This window comes from uncultured Allobosea sp. (genome assembly GCF_945957345.1).
GTDB lineage: Bacteria > Pseudomonadota > Alphaproteobacteria > Rhizobiales > Beijerinckiaceae > Allobosea.
This window is the reverse complement of record NZ_CAMFKW010000008.1, coordinates 1-22,705: the sequence shown is the minus strand read 5'-3', so window position 1 is coordinate 22,705 and position 22,705 is coordinate 1. Positions and strand designations below refer to the sequence as shown.

Below are 22,705 nucleotides of genomic sequence, written 5' to 3'. Positions count from 1 at the left end.
CGCCCGCCAGGTCAAGAACGGGATGGAGACGATCGACGTCTTCGGGTTCCTAACGACTAAGCCGTTGAGGTCGAGGCCGTCCGTCCCCGGGCCAAGCCGGCAATCCTGACCACCCGGACGAATGCGAGTGCTGGATGGCATATACGACGTCGCCTTCCGGCGCCGTGGCTTCCCGTACGGCGAAAACGTGCAAGCGCGACCACTCGTCGAAGAAGGCATGGTGGCCGTGATGCCCGCTTCTCACGCGCGGACCCGTCGAGCAACGCTCAACCTGTCAGACTTGAAGGACGACCATTTCATTTTGCCGCCGGCAAAAGCCGGGCCGGTCCTTCTCAAAGAAATCCGAAAAGTACGTCACGAGGCAGGCTTAGAGCCCCGCCTGGGCCAGTTGCCCCCAGATCGGATCGGTAATCAATCTCGTCCCCGCCGAAATAGGCGTTTCATTCGTGCCAGCTTCCATGAGTTGTGTTGCTGCGGCGGGCAATAAGAAGCCACCAAGCATCAGATCGTCGAGTTTGCGCTGGATTCAACCCGCCATCATCTTCGGCAGGATGGTGACGATCTGCGGAAAAGCCGTGATCAGGACCAGCAGCAGCATCAGCATGAAGAAATAGGGGATCGCCGCCTTCGTCACCGCCAGGATGTCCTTGCCGGTGATGCTCTGCAGCACGAACAGGTTGAACCCGACCGGCGGGGTGATCTGCGCCGCTTCGATCAGGATCACCACGAAGATGCCGAACCAGAGCAGGTCGATGCCGGCCGCCTGCACCATCGGCAGCATCACCGAGGAGGTCAGCACGATGATCGAGATGCCCTCGAGGAAGCAGCCGAGGATCAGCATGAACACGGCCAGCACCGCCAGCAATGCATAGGGCGACAGATGCATCGCATCGACCCAGCTCGCGACGCGCGACGGCTCGCAGAGGTGGTCGGGCCTCCACTGCAGCGATAAATATTCCATATCGAATTACATAGAAAATAATAATTCGACGGCATCGGCCGCGCACTCCATCTTCCGCTTCTCAGACAACGGAGGCGCGTAAGCCATGTCCATTCTCGGGGCCCGCCTGGGCGTCGATATCGGGGGAACCTTCACGGACGTCGTGCTGGAGCAGGGTGGGCAGCGGTTCTCCACAAAGGTCCTGACGACTTACGCCGCGCCCGAGGATGCGATCATCGAAGGCATGCACCGCGTCTGCGAGAAGGCCGGCATCGCGGCCGCCGCGATCGGGCAGATCATCCATGGCACGACGCTGGCGACCAATGCGTTGATCGAGCGGCGCGGCGCCAAGACCGCGCTCATCACCACCGAGGGCTTCCGCGACGTCATCGAGATGCGGACCGAGAGCCGCTTCGAGCAATACGACCTCAACCTGACGCTGCCGGAGCCGCTATTGCCACGCAATCGGCGCTATACCGTCAAGGAACGCATGGATGCGCGCGGCAAGGTCCTGGTTCCGCTGGATCGCGCCGCCGTCGAAACCCTGGTCGATGAACTGCGCGAAGCCGGCTACGAGAGCGTCGCGGTCGGGCTGCTGCATTCCTATGTCAACGACGCGCATGAGCGCCTGATCCAAGAGGTGCTGACCAAGCGTCTGCCGGGCGCGATGGTCTCGCTCTCCTCGGAAGTCTCGCCGCAGATGCGGGAATACGAGCGCTTCAATACGACGATCGCCAACGCCTATATCAAGCCGCTGATGAAGAGCTATCTCGTCCGGCTGAAGGGGCGGCTCGCGGCGGAAGGCGCCGCCTGTCCGATCTTCCTGATGCATTCCGGCGGCGGCATCATCTCACTGGAAAGCGCTTCGGAATTCCCGGTGCGCCTCGTCGAATCCGGTCCGGCGGGCGGCGCGGTCTTCGCCGCTTACATCGCGGCGCGGCACGGGCTGAAGAAGGTGCTCTCCTTCGACATGGGTGGCACCACCGCAAAAATCTGCCTGATCAAGAACTATACGCCGAAGACCGCCCGCGTCTTCGAGGTCGCCCGGACCTATCGCTTCAAGAAGGGCTCGGGCATGCCGATTTCGATCCCCGTGATCGACATGGTCGAGATCGGGGCCGGCGGCGGCAGCCTCGCCCATGTCGACTCGATGAAGCAGATCCGCGTCGGGCCTGAAAGCGCGGGCTCCGAGCCCGGCCCGGCCTGCTATGGCCGCGGCGGCAAGCGCCCGGCTGTCACCGATGCCGACGTCATACTCGGCAAGATCGATCCGGATAATTTCGCGGCCGGCACGATCCCGCTCTTCGCCGACGAGTCGGCTGCCGCACTGGAAACGGAGATCGGCGACAAGCTCGGCATGGCGGCCGAGGAAAGCGCCTGGGGCGTGGCCGAGGTCGTCGACGAGAACATGGCCAATGCCGCACGCGTCCACGCCGTCGAGAACGGCGAAGACCTGTCGGAATACACGATGATCGCTTTCGGCGGTGCCGCGCCTCTCCATGCCGGCCGCTTGTGCGAGAAGCTCGGCATTATCAGATGCCTCGTGCCGCCCGGCGCCGGTGTCGGCTCGGCCATCGGCTTCCTCAGGGCGCCGTTCAGCTTCGAGGCCAACCGCACGCTGTTCATGCGGCTGGCCCAGTTCGACACGGCACGCGTCACGAAACTCTTCGACGAGATGGAAGAGGAAGCGACCCGCGTCGTCCGCTCCTGCGGCTGGGCCGGCGTGATCGAGGCCGAATACAAGATCTATATGCGCTATGCCGGCCAGGGCTGGGAAATCCCGGTCACGCTAACGCCGGAAGAAGCTCGCGCCGCCGACCCAACCGCCATCCTCCGGCGCTTCGAGCATGAATACGCCAACCTGTTCGGCCGCACCGTGAAGGGCCTCGCCGCCGAGATCACCGTCTGGTCGGTCAACGCCCACACGCCGCAGGAGGCCGTCGCTCCGGTCGCGCCGGTCTCGCAGGTGCGCGACGCGCCTGCCGAAGGCAGCCGCTCGGTCTTCGATGCCGGTCTCGGCCGGCGCGTGGAGGCGCAAGCCCATAGCCGCACCGCCCTGCCCGCCGGCAGCCGGATCAACGGCCCCGGCATCGTCACCGAGGACGAGACCACCATCGTCCTGCCGTCGAGCCGCTTCGCCGTCACGCTCAACGACGGCTGCATCGATATCCGCCTTTCAGAAGCCGCACCCGCCGCTGCCGTCGCCGCGCGGAAGGAGCCCGCCCATGCCTGAGATCTCCAAGGTCGCCCATCAGGTCATGTGGAACCGCCTGATCTCGGTCGTCGAAGAGCAGGCGCAGGCGTTGATCCGCACATCCTTCTCGACCTCGGTGCGCGAGGCCGGCGACCTCTCGGCCGGCGTCTACAACGAGAAAGGCGAGATGCTGGCACAGGCCGTGACTGGCACGCCCGGCCACGTCAACGCCATGGCCGATGCCGTCGCTCATTTCATCCGCCGCATCGGGCGTGACAACATCGCCGAGGGCGATGTCTACATCACCAACAATCCCTGGGAAGGCACTGGCCACCTCCACGACATCACCGTCGTCACGCCCTCCTTCCACAATGGACATCATGTCAGCTTCTTCGCCTGCACGGCCCATATCGTCGATATCGGCGGACGCGGCTTCGGCGCCGATGCCAACTCGGTCTATGAGGAAGGCCTGCATATCCCGATCATGAAATTCGTCGACCGTGGCACGGTCAACGAGACTCTGGTCACGATCATCCGCGGCAATGTCCGCGAGCCCGACCAGCTCGTCGGCGACATCTATGCGCTCGCGACCTGCAACGAGATCGGCCATCGCCGGCTGATCGACATGATGGTCGAGTTCAAGCTCGCCGATCTTGCCGGTATCTCCGACTTCATCCTGACCAACTCGCGCCAGGCGACGCTCGACAAGATCGCGGCGCTGCCGCGGGGCGCGGCAGACGGCCATATGCGGATCGACGGTTACAGCCGGCCGATCGACCTCAAGGTGAAGATCTCGATCGAGCCGGATGGCGTGCTCTGCGACTGGACCGGCACCTCGGGCGTCGACAAGAACGGCATCAATGTGCCGCTGGTCTATACGAAGGCCTATACCTGCTATGCGCTGAAATGCGCGATCGCGCCGGAAATCCCGAACAACGCGGCCTCGCTGGAGCCGTTCCGCATCACCGCGCCGGAGCACACCATCGTGAATGCGGTCTGGCCGGCGCCGGTGGCGCTGCGCCACATCATCGGCCATATGGTGCCGGATACGATCTACGACGCGCTCGACAAGCTCCTGCCCGGCCTCGTTCCGGCTGAGGGCGCCGGCAGCCTCTGCAACTTCCAGGTCTCGCTCCGTCCGCGCAGCGACGGCCCCTGGCCGGCCGATCCCGTGCGCGCCGAAGTGCTCACATTTAACTCGGGCGGCTCCGGTGCACGGCCCGCGCTCGACGGCATGAATGCTACGGCCTTCCCTTCCGGCGTGATGACGATGCCGGTCGAGGCGACCGAGCAGGTCGGCCCTGTCATCGTCTGGCGCAAGGAGCTCCGGCCCGATTCCGGCGGCAAGGGCCAGCATCGCGGCGGCCTCGGCCAGCACATGGAGGTCGGCGCCTGGGAGGGCTACGAGTTCGACATCCAGGCGATGTTCGATCGCGTCCATCACCCTGCCCGCGGTCGGCGCGGCGGCGGCGGCGGCGCCCCGACGACGATCGCGCTCGACGACGGCACGGCGATGAAGGGCAAGGGCAAGCAGTTCGTGCCGCATGGCCGCAAGGTCGTGATGGCCTTTCCGGGCGGCGCCGGCTATGGCGCGGCTGCCAACAGGGCCGCAAACCGCGTGGAGCGCGATCTCGCGCTGGGCTATGTCTCGGCAGAGGCGGCACGCACCGATTATGGCCTCTCCGAGGATCGCGTGGCCGAAGTGCTGGCCACGTCCCGGCGCGGTGAATTGCCTCGTCAACGGTGAGCCTGACGCCCGGCGGCATGTGGCTTGTGCAGGGCAGCACAGCCGCTTGCCAGCATTGCCGGTCGATGCCTCATTGCGCCCTTGGATGCTGATGGCCTGAGCACGGCCGCATCATCGCGATGCGGCCGTTTGAAACGAGGATTGCATGCCCCACTACAACCGCATCCTGATCACCGGCGCAGCCGGACGCCTGGGCACGCAGCTTCGTAACGGCCTTGCACCGCTCGCACAGGTGATACGCCTGGCCGATCGCGAGCCGCTCGGCACGCTCGCCGCACATGAGGAAGAGGCGATCTTCGATCTCGCCGACATGGAGGCGACGATCGCAGCGACGGAAGGCTGCGATGCCATCGTCCATTTCGGGGGAGCACCGACCGAACGCGAATGGCAGGTTATCCTCGACTCCAGTATCCGCGGCTCCTATCACATCTACGAGGGCGCGCGGAAACATGGGATCAAGCGCGTCATCTACGCCTCGTCCGTCCACGCGATCGGCTTCCATGAGATCGGAGCGCATATTCCGGTCGATGCGCCGGTCCGGCCCGATTGCCTCTATGGCGTCGGTAAGACTTTCGTGGAGAGCCTCAGCCGGCTCTACTGGGACAAGTACGGCATCGAGACCGCATGCCTGCGCATCTTCTCGTCATTTCCCGAGCCCGCCGATCGCCGGATGCTCTGGTCCTATCTGTCCTTTGCTGATTGCGTGCGGCTCGTCACGGCGGCGCTGACCGCGCCCTTCGTCGGGCACACGATCGCCTTCGGCACCTCCGACAACGCGGTGAAGGCGGTGGATAATGGCGGTGCTGTCCATCTCGGCTATCACCCGCAAGACAGTTCGGAGCCGTTTCGAGCAAAGGTCGAAACGAGCTCCCCGGCCCTGGATCCGCTGTCGCCCGCAGGGCGCTATCTCGGCGGAAAGTTCTGCGAAATGCCCCATCCGGATGACGAGGCGAAAGCCTGAAGACCATCCTGCGCCAAACGGCTCGCCTCATCCGGCGAAGCGGGGCTATTTCTGTCCTCTGGGATGATCACTCGCATGGACCGCATGAACCGCGCCGGTTTTGCCGGAGGCCGTTCGGTTTGCGTCTGGCTGCGATTGCTGGCTCGTCCAGCATCGAAAATGGCGTTGCTCGGCTTCGGCCGGCGGGATGTTGCCAATAGGCTCCAGCAGCCGAAGATGATTGGATGAGAGCTGAGTTCCCAACGGACTCTCAGGCCTCGCCGCTGACGGCCTGCGCCTTGATCTGCGAGGGCGGGCGGCCGAAGCGCTTGCGGAAGCAGCGGTTGAAATAGGAGAGATCGCCGAAACCGACTTCATAGGCGACAGCGCTGATGGTCAGGGTCGCAGCCTCGGCCGTGACGAGGCGATGCCAGGCACGGTCGAGCCGGCGCTCCAGCACATAGTCGGAAAAGGTCCGGCCCTCCGTCTCGAACAGCTTCTGGACGACGCGGGCGCTGACGCCATGCAAGTTCGCGATCATCTCGACGCCGAGTTCGCGCCGCTCCAACCGGGCTTCGATATCGGCCTTGATCGCGGCGAGGCGGCCGGCCCGCCGGTCGGCCGTTGCGGCCGGTGCCGCCGACTCGCGATCCATGAGCGCTGCGCCGATGAGATCATGGACATGGGCCCTGGCGAGGGCCTGCAGCTCGGCCGAGTTCAAAGGCAGCAGACCGCGCAGCAGAAGCGCGCCGTAATGTGCCAGCGCCTGCAAGCCCGGGTTCGAGCGCGGAATGGCCTGCATCAGCGCGGCCCCCTCCTTAGCCAATAACGGCAGCAGGGCCGGGTCGAGCTCGATCACGTCGATGCGGCCGGGCTGAGCCAGGACGAACTCGGTCGACTGATCGAGGGCCAGCGCCGCCGCCTCGCGGGCCCGCAAGGCGATGCGCCTGTCACCCTGGCGGATCACGACGCGCCCCTCGGCCGGCCGGACGAGGATGTAGCGCACGCCCCCTCCGCCCCCGCTCCGCGACCAAACCCAGTGCGCCGCCGGAGCGAAACAGGAGCGCAGGCCGATATCGGGGCGCGTCGTCAGGATGCAGCGGGCTGCGAAGGGCAGAGGCAGGTCCGGCGCCGCGGCTTCGCGGGCAACGGTGCGTCCGAGGATGCGCCGCGACAGCGTGCTCGCCTCGTCGCGACCGACATCGGCAGAGACCAGCCAGAACGGCACGAAATTCCGCGTTTCTGCAACCGTCTCCCGTCCGGGGCGTGTCGCGACAGCCACATCTCCCGTTTTCGACACTGGATTCGTCTCAGTCCTATAACGCGTTCGCTGATGTCCAAGCTTAGAACGCAGAAACATCATTACAGCAACAACTGAAATTGATCTCGACGGCCACGAAAGACCAAATCCACGATGAAATCGAACCACCTTACTATAATTCTAAAGAGCGAATTCTGAAACAAACCAAGTAAACAACCACCAGAACGGCAACGACACCCTGCCCAAGACATGAGCAGAGCCGCTGCCGGCGCCACCAGGTAGAACCATGACCAGACCGATCAGCCTCGCCACCAGCCTCGTGGCCCTCCTCGCCTCCTCGATGGCGGTCGCGCAGGTTTCGCCACAGTCCGGCAGCTCTGCCGCATCGGGCCGCACAGCAACCGCGCCGACCACGATCGATCTCGACACGATCACGGTGACCGCCGCCCGCGCCGAACGCAGCTCGGCCGAGACGCCGCAATCCATCCAGGTCATCGACCGGACGGAGATCGAGCAGCAGCTCAAGTTCAGCCCGAATGCCGCTGCCGCGCTCGGCAAGCTGGTGCCGGGCTATTCGATGTCGACGCAGACGGTCTCCAGCGCCTCGGAGAACTATCGCGGCCGCGACCTCCTGGTGATGATCGACGGCGTGCCGATGAACACGCCGCTGCGCGATGTCTCGCGCATCCTTTCGCTGATCGACCTCACCACGGTGGAGCGGATCGAGCTCGTTGCCGGCGCCTCCAGCCTCTATGGCGCGGGTGCCACCGGCGGCACGGTCAATTTCATCACGAAGAAGGCGGCCGAGGGCAAGCCGCGCGTCACGGTCAATACCGCGATCCGCGGCTTCACCCAGAATATCGGCCGCTCGCTGGCGCCGGAAGCCTCGGTCACGGTCTCCGGCAAGGTGCCTGACGGGATCGACTACCTGTTCTCCGGCCAGATCCGCGGCGCAGGCCGCACCTATGACGGCGCCGGCCGCGAACTGCCCTCCGACGGCCTGCTCGGCCAGGGCGGCGGCGACCGCTACAAGGCGGGCAACTTGCTTGCCAAGCTCGGCTACGATTTCGCCGGGGGCAAGCGCATCGAGTTCAACGCCTCCTGGATCGGCTTCGACCAGGACCCGAAATACCTCACCAACTACGCCGCGCCCTTCGCGCGGCCGGATCGGACGCAGCTCTATAACGGCCAGAGCGTGCTGGAGGATACCAAGTCCGTGTCGCTGCGCTATAGCGACGCCGATTTCGCGCTCGGCAAGCTCAGCGTGCTCGGCTACTACAACGACATCAAGAAGCGCTTCAATTACTCGACCTTTTCCTACCCCTACAATTCGCAGGTCTACTACTCGTTCAACCCGCTCTCGCCGACGAGCCGGGACAACCAGACCACGCTCTATTCGCAGCGCGGCGGCCTGAACGTCACGGTCGACACCCCGCTCGACCGCATCCTGCCCGGCGCCAAGCTGACCTGGGGCGGCGACCTGATCCAGGAGAAGACCTGGCAGACCCTGACCAATGGGCAGAATGTCTTCACGCCGCTGAAGCAGACGACGGCCGCCGGCTTCGGCCAGCTTCAGATCCCGATCGGCGAGCGCGTCGTGCTGCGCGGCGGCCTGCGCTACGAGCATTTCTCGCTCTCGGTCAGCGACTATACCCGCCCGGCGGCTTACGCTGCCGTCGCCGCCAACAATGCGCAGGGCTACCAGGCCTTCGTGCTGCCGGCTCTGCGGGTGGTCGGCGGCGATTTCGACTATTCGGCAGTGACCGCCAATCTCGGCGCGACGATCAAGCTTTCCGAAACGAGCGAGATTTTCGGCGGCTTCTCGCAGGGTTTCGCGCTGCCGGATGTCGGAGCCTTCACCCGCCGCGCCGGCATCTCGACGCAATATGCCTGCCCCGTCCAGCTTCCGAACTGCCTGCCGGCAAACCGGCAGACGGTGAGCTATTCGGCGATCGCGCCGAAGGCGCAGATCGTGAACAATTACGAGCTCGGCATCCGCGGCAGCTATGACCGCTTCAAGGGCTCGCTGACCGGCTTCATCAGCACCTCCGACGACGGCGTCACCTTCGATTCCGTCACCAACACCATGTCGCAGCAGAAGGAGCGGATCTGGGGCGTCGAGGCGACCGGCGACGTCACAATCACCGACGCCTTCACCATGGGCACGGTCCTGTCCTATCGCGAGGGCCGCTACGACACCAATGGCGACGGCAAGCTCGACAGCAACCTGCCGAACAATCGTATCGGTTCGCCGTGGCGCGGGATGCTCTATGGCAGCTACCGCTTCGTGAACGGCATGCAGCTGCGCGTCGAGGGCGAGGCCTTCTCGGACCGCGACGTCGCGATCGACCTGCGTGGCACCCGCTACAAGCTGAAGGGTGCGGCGACGATGAACGTCGCACTCACCGCGCCGGTCTGGGAGGGCGAGGCCTATGTCGCGGTCAACAACCTGTTCGACCGTGCTTACCAGAACCCGACCGCGACCTCGGTCCGCAATCTGCCGAACTACGGTTGGGGCCGCACGATGACCGTCGGCTTCCGCAAGACCTTCTGAGACGCATTCCCAGTCATGGTCAGCCTTCAGATCGACGCGGACGCTGTGGTGACGCTGCGCTTCATGCCGCCCTATCAGCCGGAGGACGAGCGCGCCTATCTCGACGCGCTCCATCAGATCGGCCAGCGCGAGGAGCCCTATACGCTGCTGACGATCTTCGGCGGCGGGCGGGCCCTCTCGCAGGCGGGCGAGCGCGAGCAGGCGCTCTGGTTCAAGGCGACGCGGGACCGGGTTTCGCGCGCCTGCCGCGCCTGCGCGATCGTGCGGCCCGATGCCAGCGAGAAGACGGCGGAGACTTTCCGCCGGCTTTGGCCCTTCCCGATCGTCGCCGAGCGCGAGGAGGCGATCGGGCGCGCCTTCCTGCTCAGCCAGTATAACGGGGCCAAGTCATGAGCAGCGTCATCGAGCCCGCTTGCCCATCGGCCGCGCTCGCACCGAGCCAGCGCTATCGGCTCTTCGCCGTGCTGGGCGGCTTGTATCTGGCGCAGGCGATCCCGTCCTATCTCTTCGTCGCGGCGCTGCCGCCGATCATGCGCGAGCTCGGCGTCTCCCGCACCGCCATCGGCGCGATGAGCATCCTGCTGCTGCCGCTCGTCCTGAAATTCCTCTGGGCGCCCTGGGTCGACCGCATCCGCCCCTTCGCGCGGGCGCATCGGGCCGGCTGGGTCTTGATCACCCAGAGCCTGACGATCCTCGCCATTCTCGCCCTGATCATGGTCGGGCCGACCGAGGTCAACGCGATCATCGCGATCGGCTTCGTCGCCTCGCTGCTGATCTCGACGCAGGACATCGCGACGGACGGCTATGCCGCGAAATACCTGCCCGAAGAAGACCGTGCCGTCGGCAATGCCATCCAGGGTGGCTCGGTCGCCTTCGGCGTGGTGATCGGCGGCACGCTCGGGCTCGTACTCTACCACCATATCGGCTGGACCGGGATGCTGGTGACCATCGCCGCGATCTCGCTCCTGCCCCTGATCGCGGCTGCAATGATGCGCGAGGATGATCCCGTGCCGGGCGCCGCTCCTGCGCCGCGCCCGTCGATTCGCGCCTTCCTGGATCGCCCGGAAGCACGCCAGATCCTCTGGATCGCCCTGACCTATCGGGCGAGCGAGGGGCTCGTGAAGGCAATGGAGGGCTCCTACCTGGTCGATGCCGGTATCCCGCTCGACCAGATCGGCTATCTCTCCGGCCTCTCGGCGACGACGGCGGGGCTTGCGGGCTCGGCGATCGCCGCCTGGATGGTGAAGCGGCAGGGGCTGTCCTTCGTACTCGCCTTGCTGGGAGGCATGCGGACGATCTGCTTCGCGCTCTTCGCGGCGCATGCGCTCGGGGTCGTCGTCGGCGTCTGGCCGCTGTTCGGCGCCGCCGGCTTCCAGACGCTGATCCGCTACATGGAGATCGTCGCGCTCTATTCGCTGTTCATGGCGGTGACGACCTCGGCCCAGCCCGGCACCAACTTCACCATCCTCGCCTGCGCGCAATTGCTGGTCTATCTCGCTGGCTCGATGCTGGCCGGCAAGCTCGCCGACGCGATGGGCTACGGCGTTCTGTTCTCGCTGGCGACCGCGATCTCCGCCATCGCCGTGATCGCGACGGTCAAGATGCTCGCACAGGCGAAGATCATGCATCCGCAGAGCAGCGGGGCGGCCAAATCCGGTTGAGATAGCGGATCGCGCCACCGCGGGTTAGCCTCAGCCGCATGTGGGGGATTCTCTCGACCTATTGGCCGCATATCCTCGCCGTCATCACCATCGTGACGTCGACGGTCGCCGGCGCGCATGCGGTGATGACGAAGGACGAGGTGCGCGCCGCCATTGGCTGGGTCGGCGTCATCATTCTCTCGCCGATCGTCGGACCGCTGCTCTACGCCATCGCCGGGATCAATCGCATTCGCCGCGCCTCGATCCTGGCCCAGCGGCCGGGCCACGGCATGGCGGCGGCCGATTTCCATGTCGAGGACGAGGCGGTCGAGACGCATTTCGGCCGGCGCTTCCTCGCGCTCAAGACGCTCGGCGACCGCGTCGCCCGCCATCCACTGACCACCGGCAACCGCATCGACGTACTGGAGACCGGCGACGAGGCCTATGCCGCGATGCTCGCGGCCATCGCGGCGGCCGAGCGCAGCATCATCCTGGAAAGCTACATCTTCGACCGCGACCCGATTGGCCTGCGCATCGCCGATGCCCTGATCGCGGCCCATAAGCGCGGCATTGCGGTGCGCGTGCTCATCGATGCGGTAGGCGCACGCTATTCCGTACCCAGCATCGCCGGGCATCTGCGCGAGGGTGGGGTCGCCGTCAGCGTCTTCAACGGCAACATCATCGTGGGGCTGAGGCTGCCCTATGCCAATCTCAGGACGCACCGGAAGATCATCGTCGTAGACGGCATCGTCGGCTTCATGGGCGGCATGAACATCCGCGAGGGCTTTACCCGCGAATTCGCCGGCGACGCCTTCGCCCATGACACGCATTTCAAGGTCGAAGGCCCGGTCGTCGCCGATCTCTTCGCAGTGGCCGCCGAGGACTGGTGCTTTGCCACCGGAGAGGCGCTCGCTGGCCCCGCCTGGGAGATTCCGATTGGCGCGCGCAGCGGCATGCCGGTGCTGGCGCGCGCGGTGCCCTCGGGGCCCGATGCCTATCTCGAAACCAATCACAAGCTCTTGATGGGCGCGCTGTCGGTCGCGCGCGATTCCGTGAAAATCATGTCACCGTATTTCCTGCCCGACCAGGAACTGATCAGCGCGCTCGTCACCGCGGCACGGCGCGGCGTCGCCATCGACATCGTCGTGCCTTCGGTCAACAATCTCGTGCTGGTCGACCGCGCGATGACTGCGCAATTCGACCAGATCCTCAAGAATTACTGCCGAATCTGGCGCTCCACCGGGGCGTTCGACCATTCCAAGCTCCTCGCCGTCGACGGCAGCTGGGCCTATGTCGGCTCCTCCAATCTCGACCCGCGCTCGCTGCGCCTGAATTTCGAGATCGATCTCGAAGTTCTCGATCACGGTTTCACCCGCGAGATCGAGCGTCGGATCGAGACGGTGATGGCGAGCGCGAGCCCGGTTACGCTTGCCGGCCTGCGCGCCCGGCCCTATGTCATGCGTCTGATCGACAGGTTGATCTGGCTTGGCTCGCCCTATCTGTGAGCCGGCACGGTCATCTCCCTGACGCCACAGGCGCCTAAGCCGTCAACCCGTTCGATGAGAGCGGGTCCGGAGCACGAGCCGGCGGAGCGATGCAGAAGAAGAACCAGAGCCTGCCCGCCAGCATCATCGCCTCGCTGCGCCAGCGCAAGAACCGCACCGGCACCGCGCCGGCGGGCGCGGACGGCCGCGCCGGCGGTACGCTGGTCGCATCCTACAACGTCCATAAATGCGTCGGCGTCGACGGCCGCTTCGATCCCGGCCGGATCGGGCATGTCATCCGCGAGATCGCGCCTGACGTCATCGCCCTGCAGGAGGCCGACAAGCGCTTCGGCGCCCGCCACGGCCTGCTCGATCTCGCCCGGCTGAAGGAAGAAACCGGGCTCGTCCCGGTTCCGGTCGCAAGCGCCAATGCCGCGGCTCATGGCTGGCATGGCAATGTCGTGCTGTTCCGGCAGGGGCTCGTTCGCGATGTCCATCAGGTCACGTTGCCGGGGCTGGAGCCACGCGGCGCGCTGGTGGTCGATATCGACCTGGAAAGCGGCGCGGCATTGCGCATCGTCGCGGCGCATCTCGGTCTGCTCAGGCGCTCGCGCTCGCAACAGGCCCGCATGATCATCGAATTGATGCGTAGCCGGGACGAGCGCCCCACCCTCCTGCTCGGCGACCTCAACGAATGGCGCCTCGGCGGCCGCTCGGCGCTAAGCGCGCTCGATGCGGCCTTCGGCAAGATGCCGGTGCCGGTGCCGAGCTTCCCGGCCGGGCTACCTCTGCTGGCGCTGGATCGGATCATCGCCAACCGCCCGGAAATCCTGTCGGCGGTCGCGGTTCACGACACGCCACTGGCGCGCGTCGCCTCCGACCATCTGCCGATCAAGGCCTTCGTCGATCCGGCCTTGGCAGCGCTGCCGGTGAGCGGCCCCGATTTCGTGCTCATTCCGGCCGAGGCTGCATCCTCCGGTTCCACAGCGGCGCGTGACAAGGAATCCTCCTTGCCGCTCCCCGCGATGCCGCCCGGCAACGGGCGCGAGCGTGGCAATCGCGAACTCGTGCGCAAGGCCGGCGACCAGCTGAAACGTGCTGTCAGGCGCACCTTGCGACGCCCGGACGCGCCCTCCCGCTGAAGACCGCTCAGATTTGCCGACGATCAAAGCATGGCTTCATGCCGGCAATGCGCTTCGGTGCTGGTCAATTCCCGTGAAGCCTGCTTTCTGAATTCGTCAGCCGTCTCAGGACGCAGAATCAGATGCCGGATGCCTTCGCCGAGCGCCCGAGCGCGCTGCAACTCTTCCTGATCTTCGCGCGGATCGGGCTGACCAGCTTCGGCGGCGGCCTGAGCGGCTGGATGCTCCGGGAATTCGTCCAGCGGCGGCGCCTGATGAGCGAGGAGGACTTCCTCAACGGGCTTTCGGTCGCGCAGGCCCTGCCCGGCGTCAACGTCACCAACATGGCGATCTGGATCGGCTACAAGCTCGGCGGGCGCAGCGGCGCCATCGCTTCCTGGCTCGGCATCGTCGTGCCCGCCGCCTTCGTCATCGTCCTGATCGGCAGCCTCTTCGCCTCGCTCGGCGGCTACGAGATCACACATGTCGCGCTCGGCGGCGCAGCCTCGGCGGCGATCGGCCTGTCGCTGGCTATGGGGCTGACCGCCGCGCGACGGGTACCGCGTCGCGCGTTCCCGCTCGCAATCATGGCAGCGACCTTCGTAGCTGTCGCAATCCTGAAATGGCCGCTGCTTTGGACGGTGCTCGGCGCCGGCTCGCTCAGCGTCGCCGTAACCTATCGGGACGGTTGAGTCACACGATGCCGTCGCTACCTTTCAGCATCCTCCTCGTCTTCCTGCCACTCTCGCTGGTGACCATCGGCGGCGGTCAGAGCGCCATCGCCGACATGCACCGCCAGATCGTCGATCTGCATCAGTGGATGAGCGCCTCGCAATTCGTCGACGCCTTCGCGATCGCGCGCCTGGCGCCCGGGCCGGGCTCGCTGCTGGCGACGCTGATCGGCTGGCAAATCGCAGGCTTCTGGGGCGCGCTCGCCGCAACCGTCGGCATCTTCGGGCCGACCGCCTTCCTGATCTACGGCGTTGCCCATATCTGGTCGCGCTACGAGGGCGCCCGCCCGCTGCGCGCCCTCGAAAAGGGCTTACGGCCGGTCGCGGCGGGCATGATCCTGGCGGCAAGCTACGTGCTGATCCAGTCCCTCGACAGCGGGTGGCTCGGCCGGAGCATCGCGCTCGTCTCGACGGCCCTGCTGATGCTGACGCCGGTCAACCCGCTGCTGCTGATCGCTGGCGGGGCCGGCTGTTTCGTCGGACTGCACCTGCTGGCGCTGATCTAACCGACTGGAACCACCGCACGTTGTCATTCCGGGGCTTCGCGCAGCGAAGAACCCGGAACCTACGACCGGGCGAGCGGCTGGCAGCCCGGCATCAAGAGTCTCACCCAGTCGTGGGCTCCGGGCTCGCGCCTGCGGCGCGCCCCGGAATGACAACGTGGGTGCGACGCTGCGGCGATCGAAGGCTTATCGCCCCCGGATCAGGTCGGCCGCCTGATAGCTCCAATAGGTCATTTGGACCGCTGCCGTGCCGAAGGGGCCACCATTCCAGACCAGGCCGAAGGGCGCGAACAGCTTGTAACGGTCGCTGGCGCCGCGGATCGCCTCCGCGATGACGGTGCCGCCGATCGCGGTGGTGTTCATGCCGTGTCCGCCGAAGGCCGTGCAATACCAGACGCCCGGCCGATACTGGCCGATCTGCGGCATGAGGTGGCGGGCATAGGACATCAGGCCCGACCACGCGGTCTCGATCTTGAGCTCGGCGAGCTGCGGATAGGTCGTGACCATCTCGTGGCGCAGGATCGCGGCGACGTCGCTCGGCTCGGTCGTGCGCGTGGTAATGCGCCCGCCCCAGAGGATGCGCGAGCCGCCTTCGACGGTGCGATAGTAGTCGCCCGCGCGACGGTCGTCGCCGACGCCGGTGCCGATGCGGATCGCCGAGCGGATCAGATCGGGCGCGGCTTCGGTCAGCAGCACATAGGTCGCGATCGGGATATAGGCCCGGCGCAGCGCCGGCAGCACGGAGCCGGTATAGCCGCCGGTCGTGAACAGCACCTGATCGGCCTCGATCGTCGCCTTGGCGGTCTTCAGGCGCTTCACCGCGCCGTCGAGCTCGCAGGAGACGACCGATGAGCCCTCGTGGATCTTGCCGCCGAGCCGGACAATCTCGCGGGCGAGCGCGCGGGCATAGTTCAGCGGGTGGAAATGGAAGGAATCGTCGGCCGTCAGCGAGGCGTGGTATTTCGGCGAATTGAGCAGCGCGCGCGTCTCGTCGCGGCCGAGATAGCGGAGCTTCCGACCGAAGCGCTTCTCCTGCGTGTCGCGCACCACTTGCAGCCCGGCGCCGCCGTCATAGCGGACAACCTTCATGATGCCCGGCGACGGCGCGGCTTCGGTGATGGCAAGGCTTTCGATATTGCCGCGGACGATCTCCACCCCCTCCATCGTCAGGCGATAGAGCTCGTCGGCATGGTCGCGGTTGGTCTGACGCTCGATCGCAGCGAGCGAGGTCGCATAGCCCGGGCTGACGAAGCCGCCATTGCGGCCTGAGGCGCCCCAGGCGACGCGTTCGGCCTCCAACAGCAGGACGGAGCGCCCGGCGCGAGCCAGATCGAGCGCGGCGGTCAGGCCGGCGAGGCCGCCACCGACGATGCAGATATCCGTCTTCAGCGTGCCTTCGGCCGGCGGATAGCTCTCCTGCGTCGCGAGCGTGCGGCGATAATAGGTATCGATATAGGAGGAGGACATGCGGTCTCGCGAAGGACAGGCAGCGGATAGTCGGGCGTAACGGCTCTCACGCGATCCGCCGCCGGTTTCCGGAGCGGCGGATCGCGGGTTCCTGTATCGGAACGGCTTATTCGGCGGCTTCGGCCGTACGCGAACCCGGCGGATCGAAGGCCTGGATCGGCGGCAGGTTGCCGTCGAAGCGCATGACCTGGACCGTCGTGAGCTGCCCGGTGCAGCCCTGCGCCAGCGCCGAGGTGCCGATATCGCGGGTCAGGACGTTCGGATTGCCGTGGACGCAGAGCGGCTTGTCCTCGGTCGGATCGACCGGGTCGTACCAGGCACCGGTCGGCAATTGCACGACGCCCTTGCGGATACCGTCGGTGATGATGACGCCGGCAAGACAAGCCCCGCGCTCGTTCGAGATACGGATGATGTCGCCATCGACGAGGCCGCGCGCCGCAGCATCTTCCGGGTGCATGCGCGCGACCTCGCGGCCGCGGAGCTTGCCCTCGCTGCTATGGCCGCCGAAATCGAACTGGCTGTGCAGCCGGGTGCGCGGCTGGTTGGCGACGAGCACGTAAGGGTTCGCGTCATCCGGCACGTTGCTGGCGCCGAGCCAGGTCGGATGGCCGGGGCAATCGGCCTCGCCGAAGCCGGCGATCGTCTGCGAGAAGATCTCGAGCTTGCCCGATGGCGTCGGCAGCGGCGAAGCATCCGGATCGGCCCGGAAGGCGCGCAGGTTGCCGCCGTCGTCCGGCTGCTGCGGCAGGTCGAAGCCCTCGCTCGCCCAGAACTCGGCGAAGCTCGGTGCCGGGAGCCCCTTTGCCGCCAGCGCCTTGCGGGTGGGCTCGTAGAGATGCTCCAGCCATTGCCTGGTGGTACGGCCTTCGGTGAAGGCCTCGCCCGTGCCGAGGCGCTCGGCAAGGTCGGCGAAGATCGCGTAGTCGTCGCGAGCCTCGCCATAGGGTGCGACCACCGGATGCATCGGCACCAGAAGCGGGTCGTTGGGATTGCCGCCGATATCCTCGCGCTCCAGCGTCATCGTGCAGGGCAGCACGATATCGGCATGGCGGGCCGTCGCGGTCCAGGCGAGCTCGTGCACGACCAGCGTATCGATGCGGGCGAAGGCCTCGCGCAGGCGATTCAGGTCCTGGTGATGATGGAACGGATTGCCGCCCGCCCAGTAGACCAGCTTGATCTCGGGATAGGTCCGGGTCTGGCCATTGTAGCGATAGGTCGTGCCCGGGTTGAGCAGCATGTCTGAGATGCGCGCGACCGGGATGTAATCGCTGATCGGGTTCTTGCCCTGCGAGAAGGTCGGCATCGGCACGGCATTGTAGCGCCGGCCGTAATAGGCGATGGCGCCGAGCCCGTAGCCATAACCGCCGCCGGGCAGGCCGATCTGGCCGAGCGCCGCCGCGAGCACCATGCCCATCCAGACCGGCTGCTCGCCATGGGCGGCGCGCTGCAGGGCATGGGCCACGACAACGAGCGCACGCTTGCCATGCAGCCGCTTCGCCAGCGCCTCGATCTCGTCGGTGGGCATGCCGGCGATCGGAGCGGCCCAGGCAGCATCCTTGGGCTGCCCGTCGGTCTCGCCAAGCAGATAGCGCTCGAAGACCGGCCAGCCGACGGTGTAGCGGTCGAGGAAGGCGCGGTCATGCAGGCCGTTGACGACGAGCGTATGGACCAGCGCCAGCATCAGCGCGGTATCGCTGCCGGGAACGTTGGCTACCCATTCGGCGCTGGCCTCGGCAGGCAGGTCGCTGCGCAGCGGGCTGACCAGGACGAACTCGCAGCCGCGCTCCTGCGCCCGCTCCATCGCGCCGCGCTCGACATGGCGGCTGGTGCCGCCGCCTGCGACCATGCTGTTCTTCAGGGCCATGCCGCCGAAGGCGAGCACGATCTCGCTGTGATCGGCGATCTGCTCCCAGGAGACGTTGCGCTTCACCAGATCCTCGTAATCGCCGATGATATGCGGCACGAGGACGGAGGAGGCGCCCGAGGAATAGCTGTTGACCGACTTCACATAGCCACCGGTCGAGGTGTTGAGGAAGCGGTGGATCTGGCTCTGGGCGTGGTGGAAGCGGCCGGCGCTGGCCCAGCCGTAGGAGCCGCCGAAGATGGCGCCGGGGCCGTGATCGTCACGCACGCGGCGCAGTTCGGCGGCGAGCTTATCGAGCACCGCTGACCAGGACATCGGCACATAGTCGTCGCTGCCGCGGCGGCTGTCGGGGCCGGGGCCATTCTCCAGCCAGCCGCGACGGACCATTGGCTGGGCAATGCGGGCGCGATGGCGCAGGGCCGCCGGGAAATTCTGGATGATTTCGTTGGGGTCGGGATCGACCGGATGCGGGCGGACTTCGAGCTCCCCGCCTTTCATGCGGGCCGAGAACACGCCCCAATGCGAGGTATGCGGGCGAAAAGCCTCGCTTTCCGTCACAGCTTCGCTTGCCGGAACGATCGGAGCCGCCATCGCCTTCACCCTCATCTTTCGGACTCGAACAGCCTCTCCCCTCAATCCGCCTGTCCGCTGCGGATCGCAAGGGGTTCTGGCGGATTGCCGGCAGGCGTAACGCGCGGGACGGAATGCAGAAGGGCCCGGCTGCTTGTCGCAGCCGGGCCCTTCTGCATGTCAGTCGACGGACCGTGCCGCGCTTAACGGATCGGCGCCGCGTACATCAGGCCACCATTGCTCCACAGCGCGTTCTGGCCGCGCGCGATCTTGAGCAACGAGCCCCCGCCGAGATTGCGCTCGAACATCTCGCCGTAGTTGCCGACGGCCTTGATGGCGTTATAGGCCCAATCGTTCTTGAGGCCGAGCCCCTCGCCGAAAGTGCCTTCCTTGCCGAGCAGGCGCTTGATCTCAGGATTGTCCGACTTCTCGCGCATCTCGTCGACATTGGCCTGGGTCACGCCGAGCTCCTCGGCCGTGATCTGCGCGAAATGGACCCAAGTGACGATATCGAACCACTGGTCGTCGCCGTGGCGGGTGACGTAGCCCAGGGGCTCCTTCGAGATCGTTTCCGGCAGGACGATGTGGTCGCCCGGCGACTTGAAGCGCATGCGCTCGGAATAGAGGCCGGACGCATCGGTGGTGAAGGCGTCGCAGCGGCCGCTCTCATAGGCCTCGGTCGCCTCGTTGTTGGTGGCGAAGGTCACCGGCTCGAACTTCATGTTGTTCTTGCGGAAATAGTCCGCCGTATTGAGTTCTGTCGTGGTGCCCTGCTGGATGCAGATCGAGGCGCCGCTGAGCTCCTTCGCCGATTTGATGTTCATCGACTTCTTCACCATGAAGCCCTGGCCGTCATAGTAGTAGATCGGACGGAAGTTCTGGCCGAGCGTTGTGTCGCGGCTCATGGTCCATGTCGTGGTCGCGGCGATGAGATCGGTCTCGCCCGACTGCAGCGCGGTGATCCGGTCCTTCGACGGCAGCTGGATGAACTTGACCTTGGACTTGTCGCCGAAGACCGCCGCAGCGAGCGCTCGGCAATAATCGGCATTGATGCCGGTTAGGACGCCATTCGCGTCGGGAACGGCGAAGCCCGCGAGATTCGCGCCGGTCCCGCAATTCAGGACGCCACGCGACTGGATGGTCTTCAAGGTCTGCGCTTCCGCCGAAACCGAAACGGCGCAAACGACAGCAGCGGCAAGCGCCAGGGTAAGCTTCATCATTCCATCCCCATATTACAATAGTGCCGACGATGTTCCACGCGGCCCGGCTCCCGTCAATCGGCAGCGCAGGCCTTTCCCTGCCGAGGCGGCGGCCCCGCCTATTGCAGATCCGCGAAAGCCAGCTTCAGGCGCGCGACGGCTTCCTCGACGACACAGCGCGGCGTCGCCAGGTTGAAGCGCAGGAAGCTCTCGCCGCCCTTGCCGAAGGTCGGGCCGTGATTGACGGCGATCTTCGCCTGCTTCTCGATGCGCGCGGTGAACTCGGCCGGCTCCATCCCCGTCCCCGAGAAATCCGCCCAGGCGAGATAGGTCGATTCCAGCGGCATCGAACGAACGCCGGGGATCGCATCGACTCCGGCATCGAAGATGCGGCGGTTGCCGTCGAGATAGAGGTTGAGCGCATCGACCCAGGCCGCGCCCTCGGGGCTGTAGGCGGCGGTGGCCATCGCCATGCCGAAGGAGTTCGGGGAGATGCCGAGCGCATCCATGCGCCCGCGGAAGAGTTCGCGCAGCCGCTCGTCGGGGATGATGACGTTGCCGATATGGGCACCGGCGATGTTGAAGGTCTTGGTCGTCGCCGTCATCATGACCAGGCGGTCCATGATCTCGGGCGCGGCGACCGGCATCACCGTGTGCTTCTGGCCGGGCATGACGAGGTCGTGGTGGATCTCGTCCGAGACAAGGATGAGGTCGTGGCGCTTGCAGAAATCGGCGATCGCGCGGAGCTCGTCGCGGGTCCAGACGCGCCCGCCCGGATTATGCGGCGAGCAGAGGATCAGCATGCGCTCCTTGCCGGTCATCGCGGCATCCCAGGCAGGGATGTCGAGGACGTAGCGTCCATGCTCCTGCGCCAGCGGGCATTCGACGACCTGGCGGCCCGACGCGGTCACGATGCGCGCGAAGGCATGGTAGACCGGGGTCATCAGGACGACGCCGTCGCCCGGCTTGGTATAGGCCTCGACGCAGAGCGCCGTGCCGTTGACGAGGCCATGCGTCGTGAAGACCGAGGCAGGCTCGACCTCCCAGCCATGCCGGTTCGACATCCACCAGCGGATCGCGGCGAGATAGGCGCGGTCATCGCCGAAATAGCCGTAGACGCCGTGGGCATTCATGCCATCGAGAGCGCTCTGCACGCAGGCCGGCGGGCGGAAATCCATATCCGCGACCCACATCGCGATGCCGCCATCGGCCGGCACGCCATAGACGGTTTCCATCTTGTCCCATTTGGCCGAATGGGTGCCGCGGCGATCGATCCGCTCGTCGAAATTGTGAGAAAGCTGCATGAGACCCTGCCGGCTAACACGGAGAATATCCTTCCCCTAGCAGGTCCGACGGGAGAACACAGCATCTGCCGGATGCAACCCGGGAGAACGAGAAGTGCATTTGCCGCAGAGCAAACGGAGACGAGACGACGCAATCAGATCATGTGGAGATGCTTCGGTGACTGACCGCCCGCAGATGATTGCGAGCCTATCTGAATTTCTTATCCGCGCTTCAAAACGAGCTGCACCGATGCCCCCTCACCGGCTGGCCGATTTAGAAAGCCGACCTCGCCTGGGCGACATCGGCCATTTCGGCACGGACATCAGAGGCGACAGCGTAAATCTTTCGTATCGACAGTTTAATACCTTCGCTTCATCGTTTGTTTCCGCTGTTCTTGACTTATCCCTCTGGCTCCCGCCCGTTTAAGCCTTGGGAAATCGCTCTGGCCAATCGTTCCGTTCGACAACCGGGACGTAAAAAATGGCCCATCAAGCTCTGCAGCCCGAGAAATCCGACGCGGAACTCACAACAGGCGACGCGAAGTCTGATTTGGCTTCAGCCGAGCTTCACCAGGGGGCTTCTCCGGCAGCCACAGCCAGCCGCCCGCAACCTGAGGACGCGCGTGCGCTGCAAAGCCGGCTGAAACAATATGTCGACGGCGGCGTGTCCAAGCCCGAGACCGAAACCGTCGTGCCCCAGACGGTCAAGCGTCCTGTACTGACGCCCACCGTCCGGCGGGTGAGCAAGGTTTTGCTGGGAGCAGCCGTTGTCGCCACCTTCGGACTGGTACCGTTGCGTACGCTGCTCCAGACATCCAGTGTCGAAGCTGTCGTCAATGCGCGCCTGATGACGCTGCGCTCGCCGATCGCGGGAGAGGTCGTCGCGTCACCGGCGGAACTGGCCGCTTCCGACGCTCTCCCGCAAGGCTCGACCCTGCTCCGCATCGTCAACGCACGAGCCGATCGCGGCCGGCTCGACGAACTGGAACAGGCGCTCGCCAAGCTGGCGAGCCAACGGGAGACGCTGAACACCAAGCTCGCCGCCGCGCAAGCCGCGGAGACCGATCTCGACCGGCAGGCCGAGGCCTTCAGGCTGGGCCGGATCGAGCAGTTGACGGCCCGGACGGCCGAGCTCGAAAGCTTGATCGATGTCGCCTGTCAACGGCGGTCGGATTCCAGGCCATCGTGGCGGAGTAAAAGCAGGCCA

The 22,705-nt window shown here is 65.8% G+C and carries 16 protein-coding genes and 2 pseudogenes; 12 read left to right on the top strand and 6 right to left on the bottom strand.

Going from position 1 to position 22,705, the window contains the following annotated elements; all coding sequences use genetic code 11:
* Positions 1–121 precede the first annotated feature (121 nt).
* Positions 122–487 carry a LysR substrate-binding domain-containing protein gene (locus Q0Q36_RS25090; protein ID WP_367187159.1) on the top strand — a complete coding sequence of 122 codons (366 nt, stop codon included), beginning with the start codon at positions 122–124 and terminating at the stop codon, positions 485–487.
* Positions 488–526: 39 nt separating this feature from the next.
* On the opposite strand, the gene Q0Q36_RS05820 is transcribed toward Q0Q36_RS25090, so the two are convergent.
* Entirely contained in the window at positions 527–961 is a 435-nt protein-coding gene (locus Q0Q36_RS05820) for a TRAP transporter large permease subunit (RefSeq protein WP_293796307.1), read from the bottom strand.
* Positions 962–1,046: 85 nt separating this feature from the next.
* On the opposite strand from Q0Q36_RS05820, the gene Q0Q36_RS05815 reads away from it, so the two are divergent.
* From Q0Q36_RS05815 to Q0Q36_RS05805, 3 genes are all read left to right on the top strand, one after another.
* Complete coding sequence (locus Q0Q36_RS05815; RefSeq protein WP_293796306.1) at positions 1,047–3,173, top strand: hydantoinase/oxoprolinase family protein; 2,127 nt, start codon at positions 1,047–1,049, stop codon at positions 3,171–3,173.
* Entirely contained in the window at positions 3,166–4,881 is a 1,716-nt protein-coding gene (locus Q0Q36_RS05810) for a hydantoinase B/oxoprolinase family protein (RefSeq protein ID WP_293796304.1), read from the top strand. Before Q0Q36_RS05815 ends, Q0Q36_RS05810 begins: the two co-directional genes overlap by 8 nt.
* Positions 4,882–5,026: 145 nt before the next feature.
* Positions 5,027–5,842, top strand: a complete 816-nt coding sequence (locus Q0Q36_RS05805) for an NAD(P)-dependent oxidoreductase (RefSeq protein WP_293796303.1) — start codon at positions 5,027–5,029, stop codon at positions 5,840–5,842.
* 250 nt (positions 5,843–6,092) lie between these two features.
* Here Q0Q36_RS05805 and Q0Q36_RS05800 read toward each other — a convergent pair whose 3' ends face one another.
* Positions 6,093–7,103 carry a helix-turn-helix transcriptional regulator gene (locus tag Q0Q36_RS05800; RefSeq protein ID WP_293796301.1) on the bottom strand — a complete coding sequence of 337 codons (1,011 nt, stop codon included), beginning with the start codon at positions 7,101–7,103 and terminating at the stop codon, positions 6,093–6,095.
* 265 nt (positions 7,104–7,368) lie between these two features.
* Here Q0Q36_RS05800 and Q0Q36_RS05795 point away from each other — a divergent pair, with 265 nt between their 5' ends.
* From Q0Q36_RS05795 to Q0Q36_RS05765, 7 genes and pseudogenes are all read left to right on the top strand, one after another.
* Entirely contained in the window at positions 7,369–9,636 is a 2,268-nt protein-coding gene (locus Q0Q36_RS05795; protein WP_293796300.1) for a TonB-dependent receptor, read from the top strand.
* A 15-nt stretch (positions 9,637–9,651) separates the two neighbouring features.
* Entirely contained in the window at positions 9,652–10,029 is a 378-nt protein-coding gene (locus Q0Q36_RS05790; protein ID WP_293796299.1) for a hypothetical protein, read from the top strand.
* On the top strand, positions 10,026–11,297 hold the full coding sequence (locus Q0Q36_RS05785; protein ID WP_293796298.1) for an MFS transporter: 1,272 nt from the start codon (positions 10,026–10,028) through the stop codon (positions 11,295–11,297). Before Q0Q36_RS05790 ends, Q0Q36_RS05785 begins: the two co-directional genes overlap by 4 nt.
* Positions 11,298–11,335: 38 nt before the next feature.
* The gene (locus Q0Q36_RS05780; RefSeq protein ID WP_293796297.1) at positions 11,336–12,781 is read left to right on the top strand and encodes a phospholipase D-like domain-containing protein; all 1,446 of its coding nucleotides are present in this window, start codon (positions 11,336–11,338) and stop codon (positions 12,779–12,781) included.
* Positions 12,782–12,870: 89 nt separating this feature from the next.
* Positions 12,871–13,668 (top strand): annotated as a pseudogene (locus Q0Q36_RS05775) (endonuclease/exonuclease/phosphatase family protein); the annotation flags it as partial.
* A gap of 356 nt (positions 13,669–14,024) precedes the next feature.
* Entirely contained in the window at positions 14,025–14,573 is a 549-nt protein-coding gene (locus Q0Q36_RS05770; RefSeq protein ID WP_293796296.1) for a chromate transporter, read from the top strand.
* An 8-nt stretch (positions 14,574–14,581) separates the two neighbouring features.
* Entirely contained in the window at positions 14,582–15,118 is a 537-nt protein-coding gene (locus Q0Q36_RS05765; protein WP_293796295.1) for a chromate transporter, read from the top strand.
* Between the two features lie 183 nt (positions 15,119–15,301).
* On the opposite strand, the gene Q0Q36_RS05760 is transcribed toward Q0Q36_RS05765, so the two are convergent.
* The 4 genes from Q0Q36_RS05760 to Q0Q36_RS05745 form a co-directional block, all read right to left on the bottom strand.
* On the bottom strand, positions 15,302–16,582 hold the full coding sequence (locus tag Q0Q36_RS05760; RefSeq protein WP_293796294.1) for an FAD-binding oxidoreductase: 1,281 nt from the start codon (positions 16,580–16,582) through the stop codon (positions 15,302–15,304).
* 106 nt (positions 16,583–16,688) lie between these two features.
* Positions 16,689–19,037, bottom strand: a complete 2,349-nt coding sequence (locus Q0Q36_RS05755) for a molybdopterin guanine dinucleotide-containing S/N-oxide reductase (protein ID WP_293796292.1) — start codon at positions 19,035–19,037, stop codon at positions 16,689–16,691.
* A gap of 182 nt (positions 19,038–19,219) precedes the next feature.
* Positions 19,220–20,236: an amino acid ABC transporter substrate-binding protein gene (locus tag Q0Q36_RS05750; RefSeq protein WP_293796291.1), complete on the bottom strand. Its 1,017-nt coding sequence runs from the start codon at positions 20,234–20,236 to the stop codon at positions 19,220–19,222.
* A 98-nt stretch (positions 20,237–20,334) separates the two neighbouring features.
* A complete protein-coding gene (locus tag Q0Q36_RS05745; protein WP_293796290.1) occupies positions 20,335–21,519 on the bottom strand; it encodes a MalY/PatB family protein in 1,185 nt (394 codons plus the stop codon).
* A 460-nt stretch (positions 21,520–21,979) separates the two neighbouring features.
* On the opposite strand from Q0Q36_RS05745, the pseudogene Q0Q36_RS05740 reads away from it, so the two are divergent.
* Positions 21,980–22,705: pseudogene (locus tag Q0Q36_RS05740) on the top strand (hypothetical protein); the annotation flags it as partial.

What these genes read in the sequence shown, in the direction of transcription:
- Q0Q36_RS05790 (WP_293796299.1), top strand. Translation starts at nt 9,652, where the DNA reads ATGGTCAGCCTTCAGATCGACGCGGACGCTGTGGTGACGCTGCGCTTC.
- Q0Q36_RS05770 (WP_293796296.1), top strand. Translation starts at nt 14,025, where the DNA reads ATGCCGGATGCCTTCGCCGAGCGCCCGAGCGCGCTGCAACTCTTCCTG.
- Q0Q36_RS05765 (WP_293796295.1), top strand. Translation starts at nt 14,582, where the DNA reads ATGCCGTCGCTACCTTTCAGCATCCTCCTCGTCTTCCTGCCACTCTCG.
- Q0Q36_RS05760 (WP_293796294.1), bottom strand. Translation starts at nt 16,582, where the DNA reads ATGTCCTCCTCCTATATCGATACCTATTATCGCCGCACGCTCGCGACG.
- Q0Q36_RS05785 (WP_293796298.1), top strand. Translation starts at nt 10,026, where the DNA reads ATGAGCAGCGTCATCGAGCCCGCTTGCCCATCGGCCGCGCTCGCACCG.
- Q0Q36_RS05795 (WP_293796300.1), top strand. Translation starts at nt 7,369, where the DNA reads ATGACCAGACCGATCAGCCTCGCCACCAGCCTCGTGGCCCTCCTCGCC.
- Q0Q36_RS25090 (WP_367187159.1), top strand. Translation starts at nt 122, where the DNA reads ATGCGAGTGCTGGATGGCATATACGACGTCGCCTTCCGGCGCCGTGGC.
- Q0Q36_RS05815 (WP_293796306.1), top strand. Translation starts at nt 1,047, where the DNA reads ATGTCCATTCTCGGGGCCCGCCTGGGCGTCGATATCGGGGGAACCTTC.
- Q0Q36_RS05780 (WP_293796297.1), top strand. Translation starts at nt 11,336, where the DNA reads ATGTGGGGGATTCTCTCGACCTATTGGCCGCATATCCTCGCCGTCATC.
- Q0Q36_RS05810 (WP_293796304.1), top strand. Translation starts at nt 3,166, where the DNA reads ATGCCTGAGATCTCCAAGGTCGCCCATCAGGTCATGTGGAACCGCCTG.
- Q0Q36_RS05820 (WP_293796307.1), bottom strand. Translation starts at nt 961, where the DNA reads ATGGAATATTTATCGCTGCAGTGGAGGCCCGACCACCTCTGCGAGCCG.
- Q0Q36_RS05750 (WP_293796291.1), bottom strand. Translation starts at nt 20,236, where the DNA reads ATGATGAAGCTTACCCTGGCGCTTGCCGCTGCTGTCGTTTGCGCCGTT.
- Q0Q36_RS05755 (WP_293796292.1), bottom strand. Translation starts at nt 19,037, where the DNA reads ATGGCGGCTCCGATCGTTCCGGCAAGCGAAGCTGTGACGGAAAGCGAG.
- Q0Q36_RS05805 (WP_293796303.1), top strand. Translation starts at nt 5,027, where the DNA reads ATGCCCCACTACAACCGCATCCTGATCACCGGCGCAGCCGGACGCCTG.
- Q0Q36_RS05745 (WP_293796290.1), bottom strand. Translation starts at nt 21,519, where the DNA reads ATGCAGCTTTCTCACAATTTCGACGAGCGGATCGATCGCCGCGGCACC.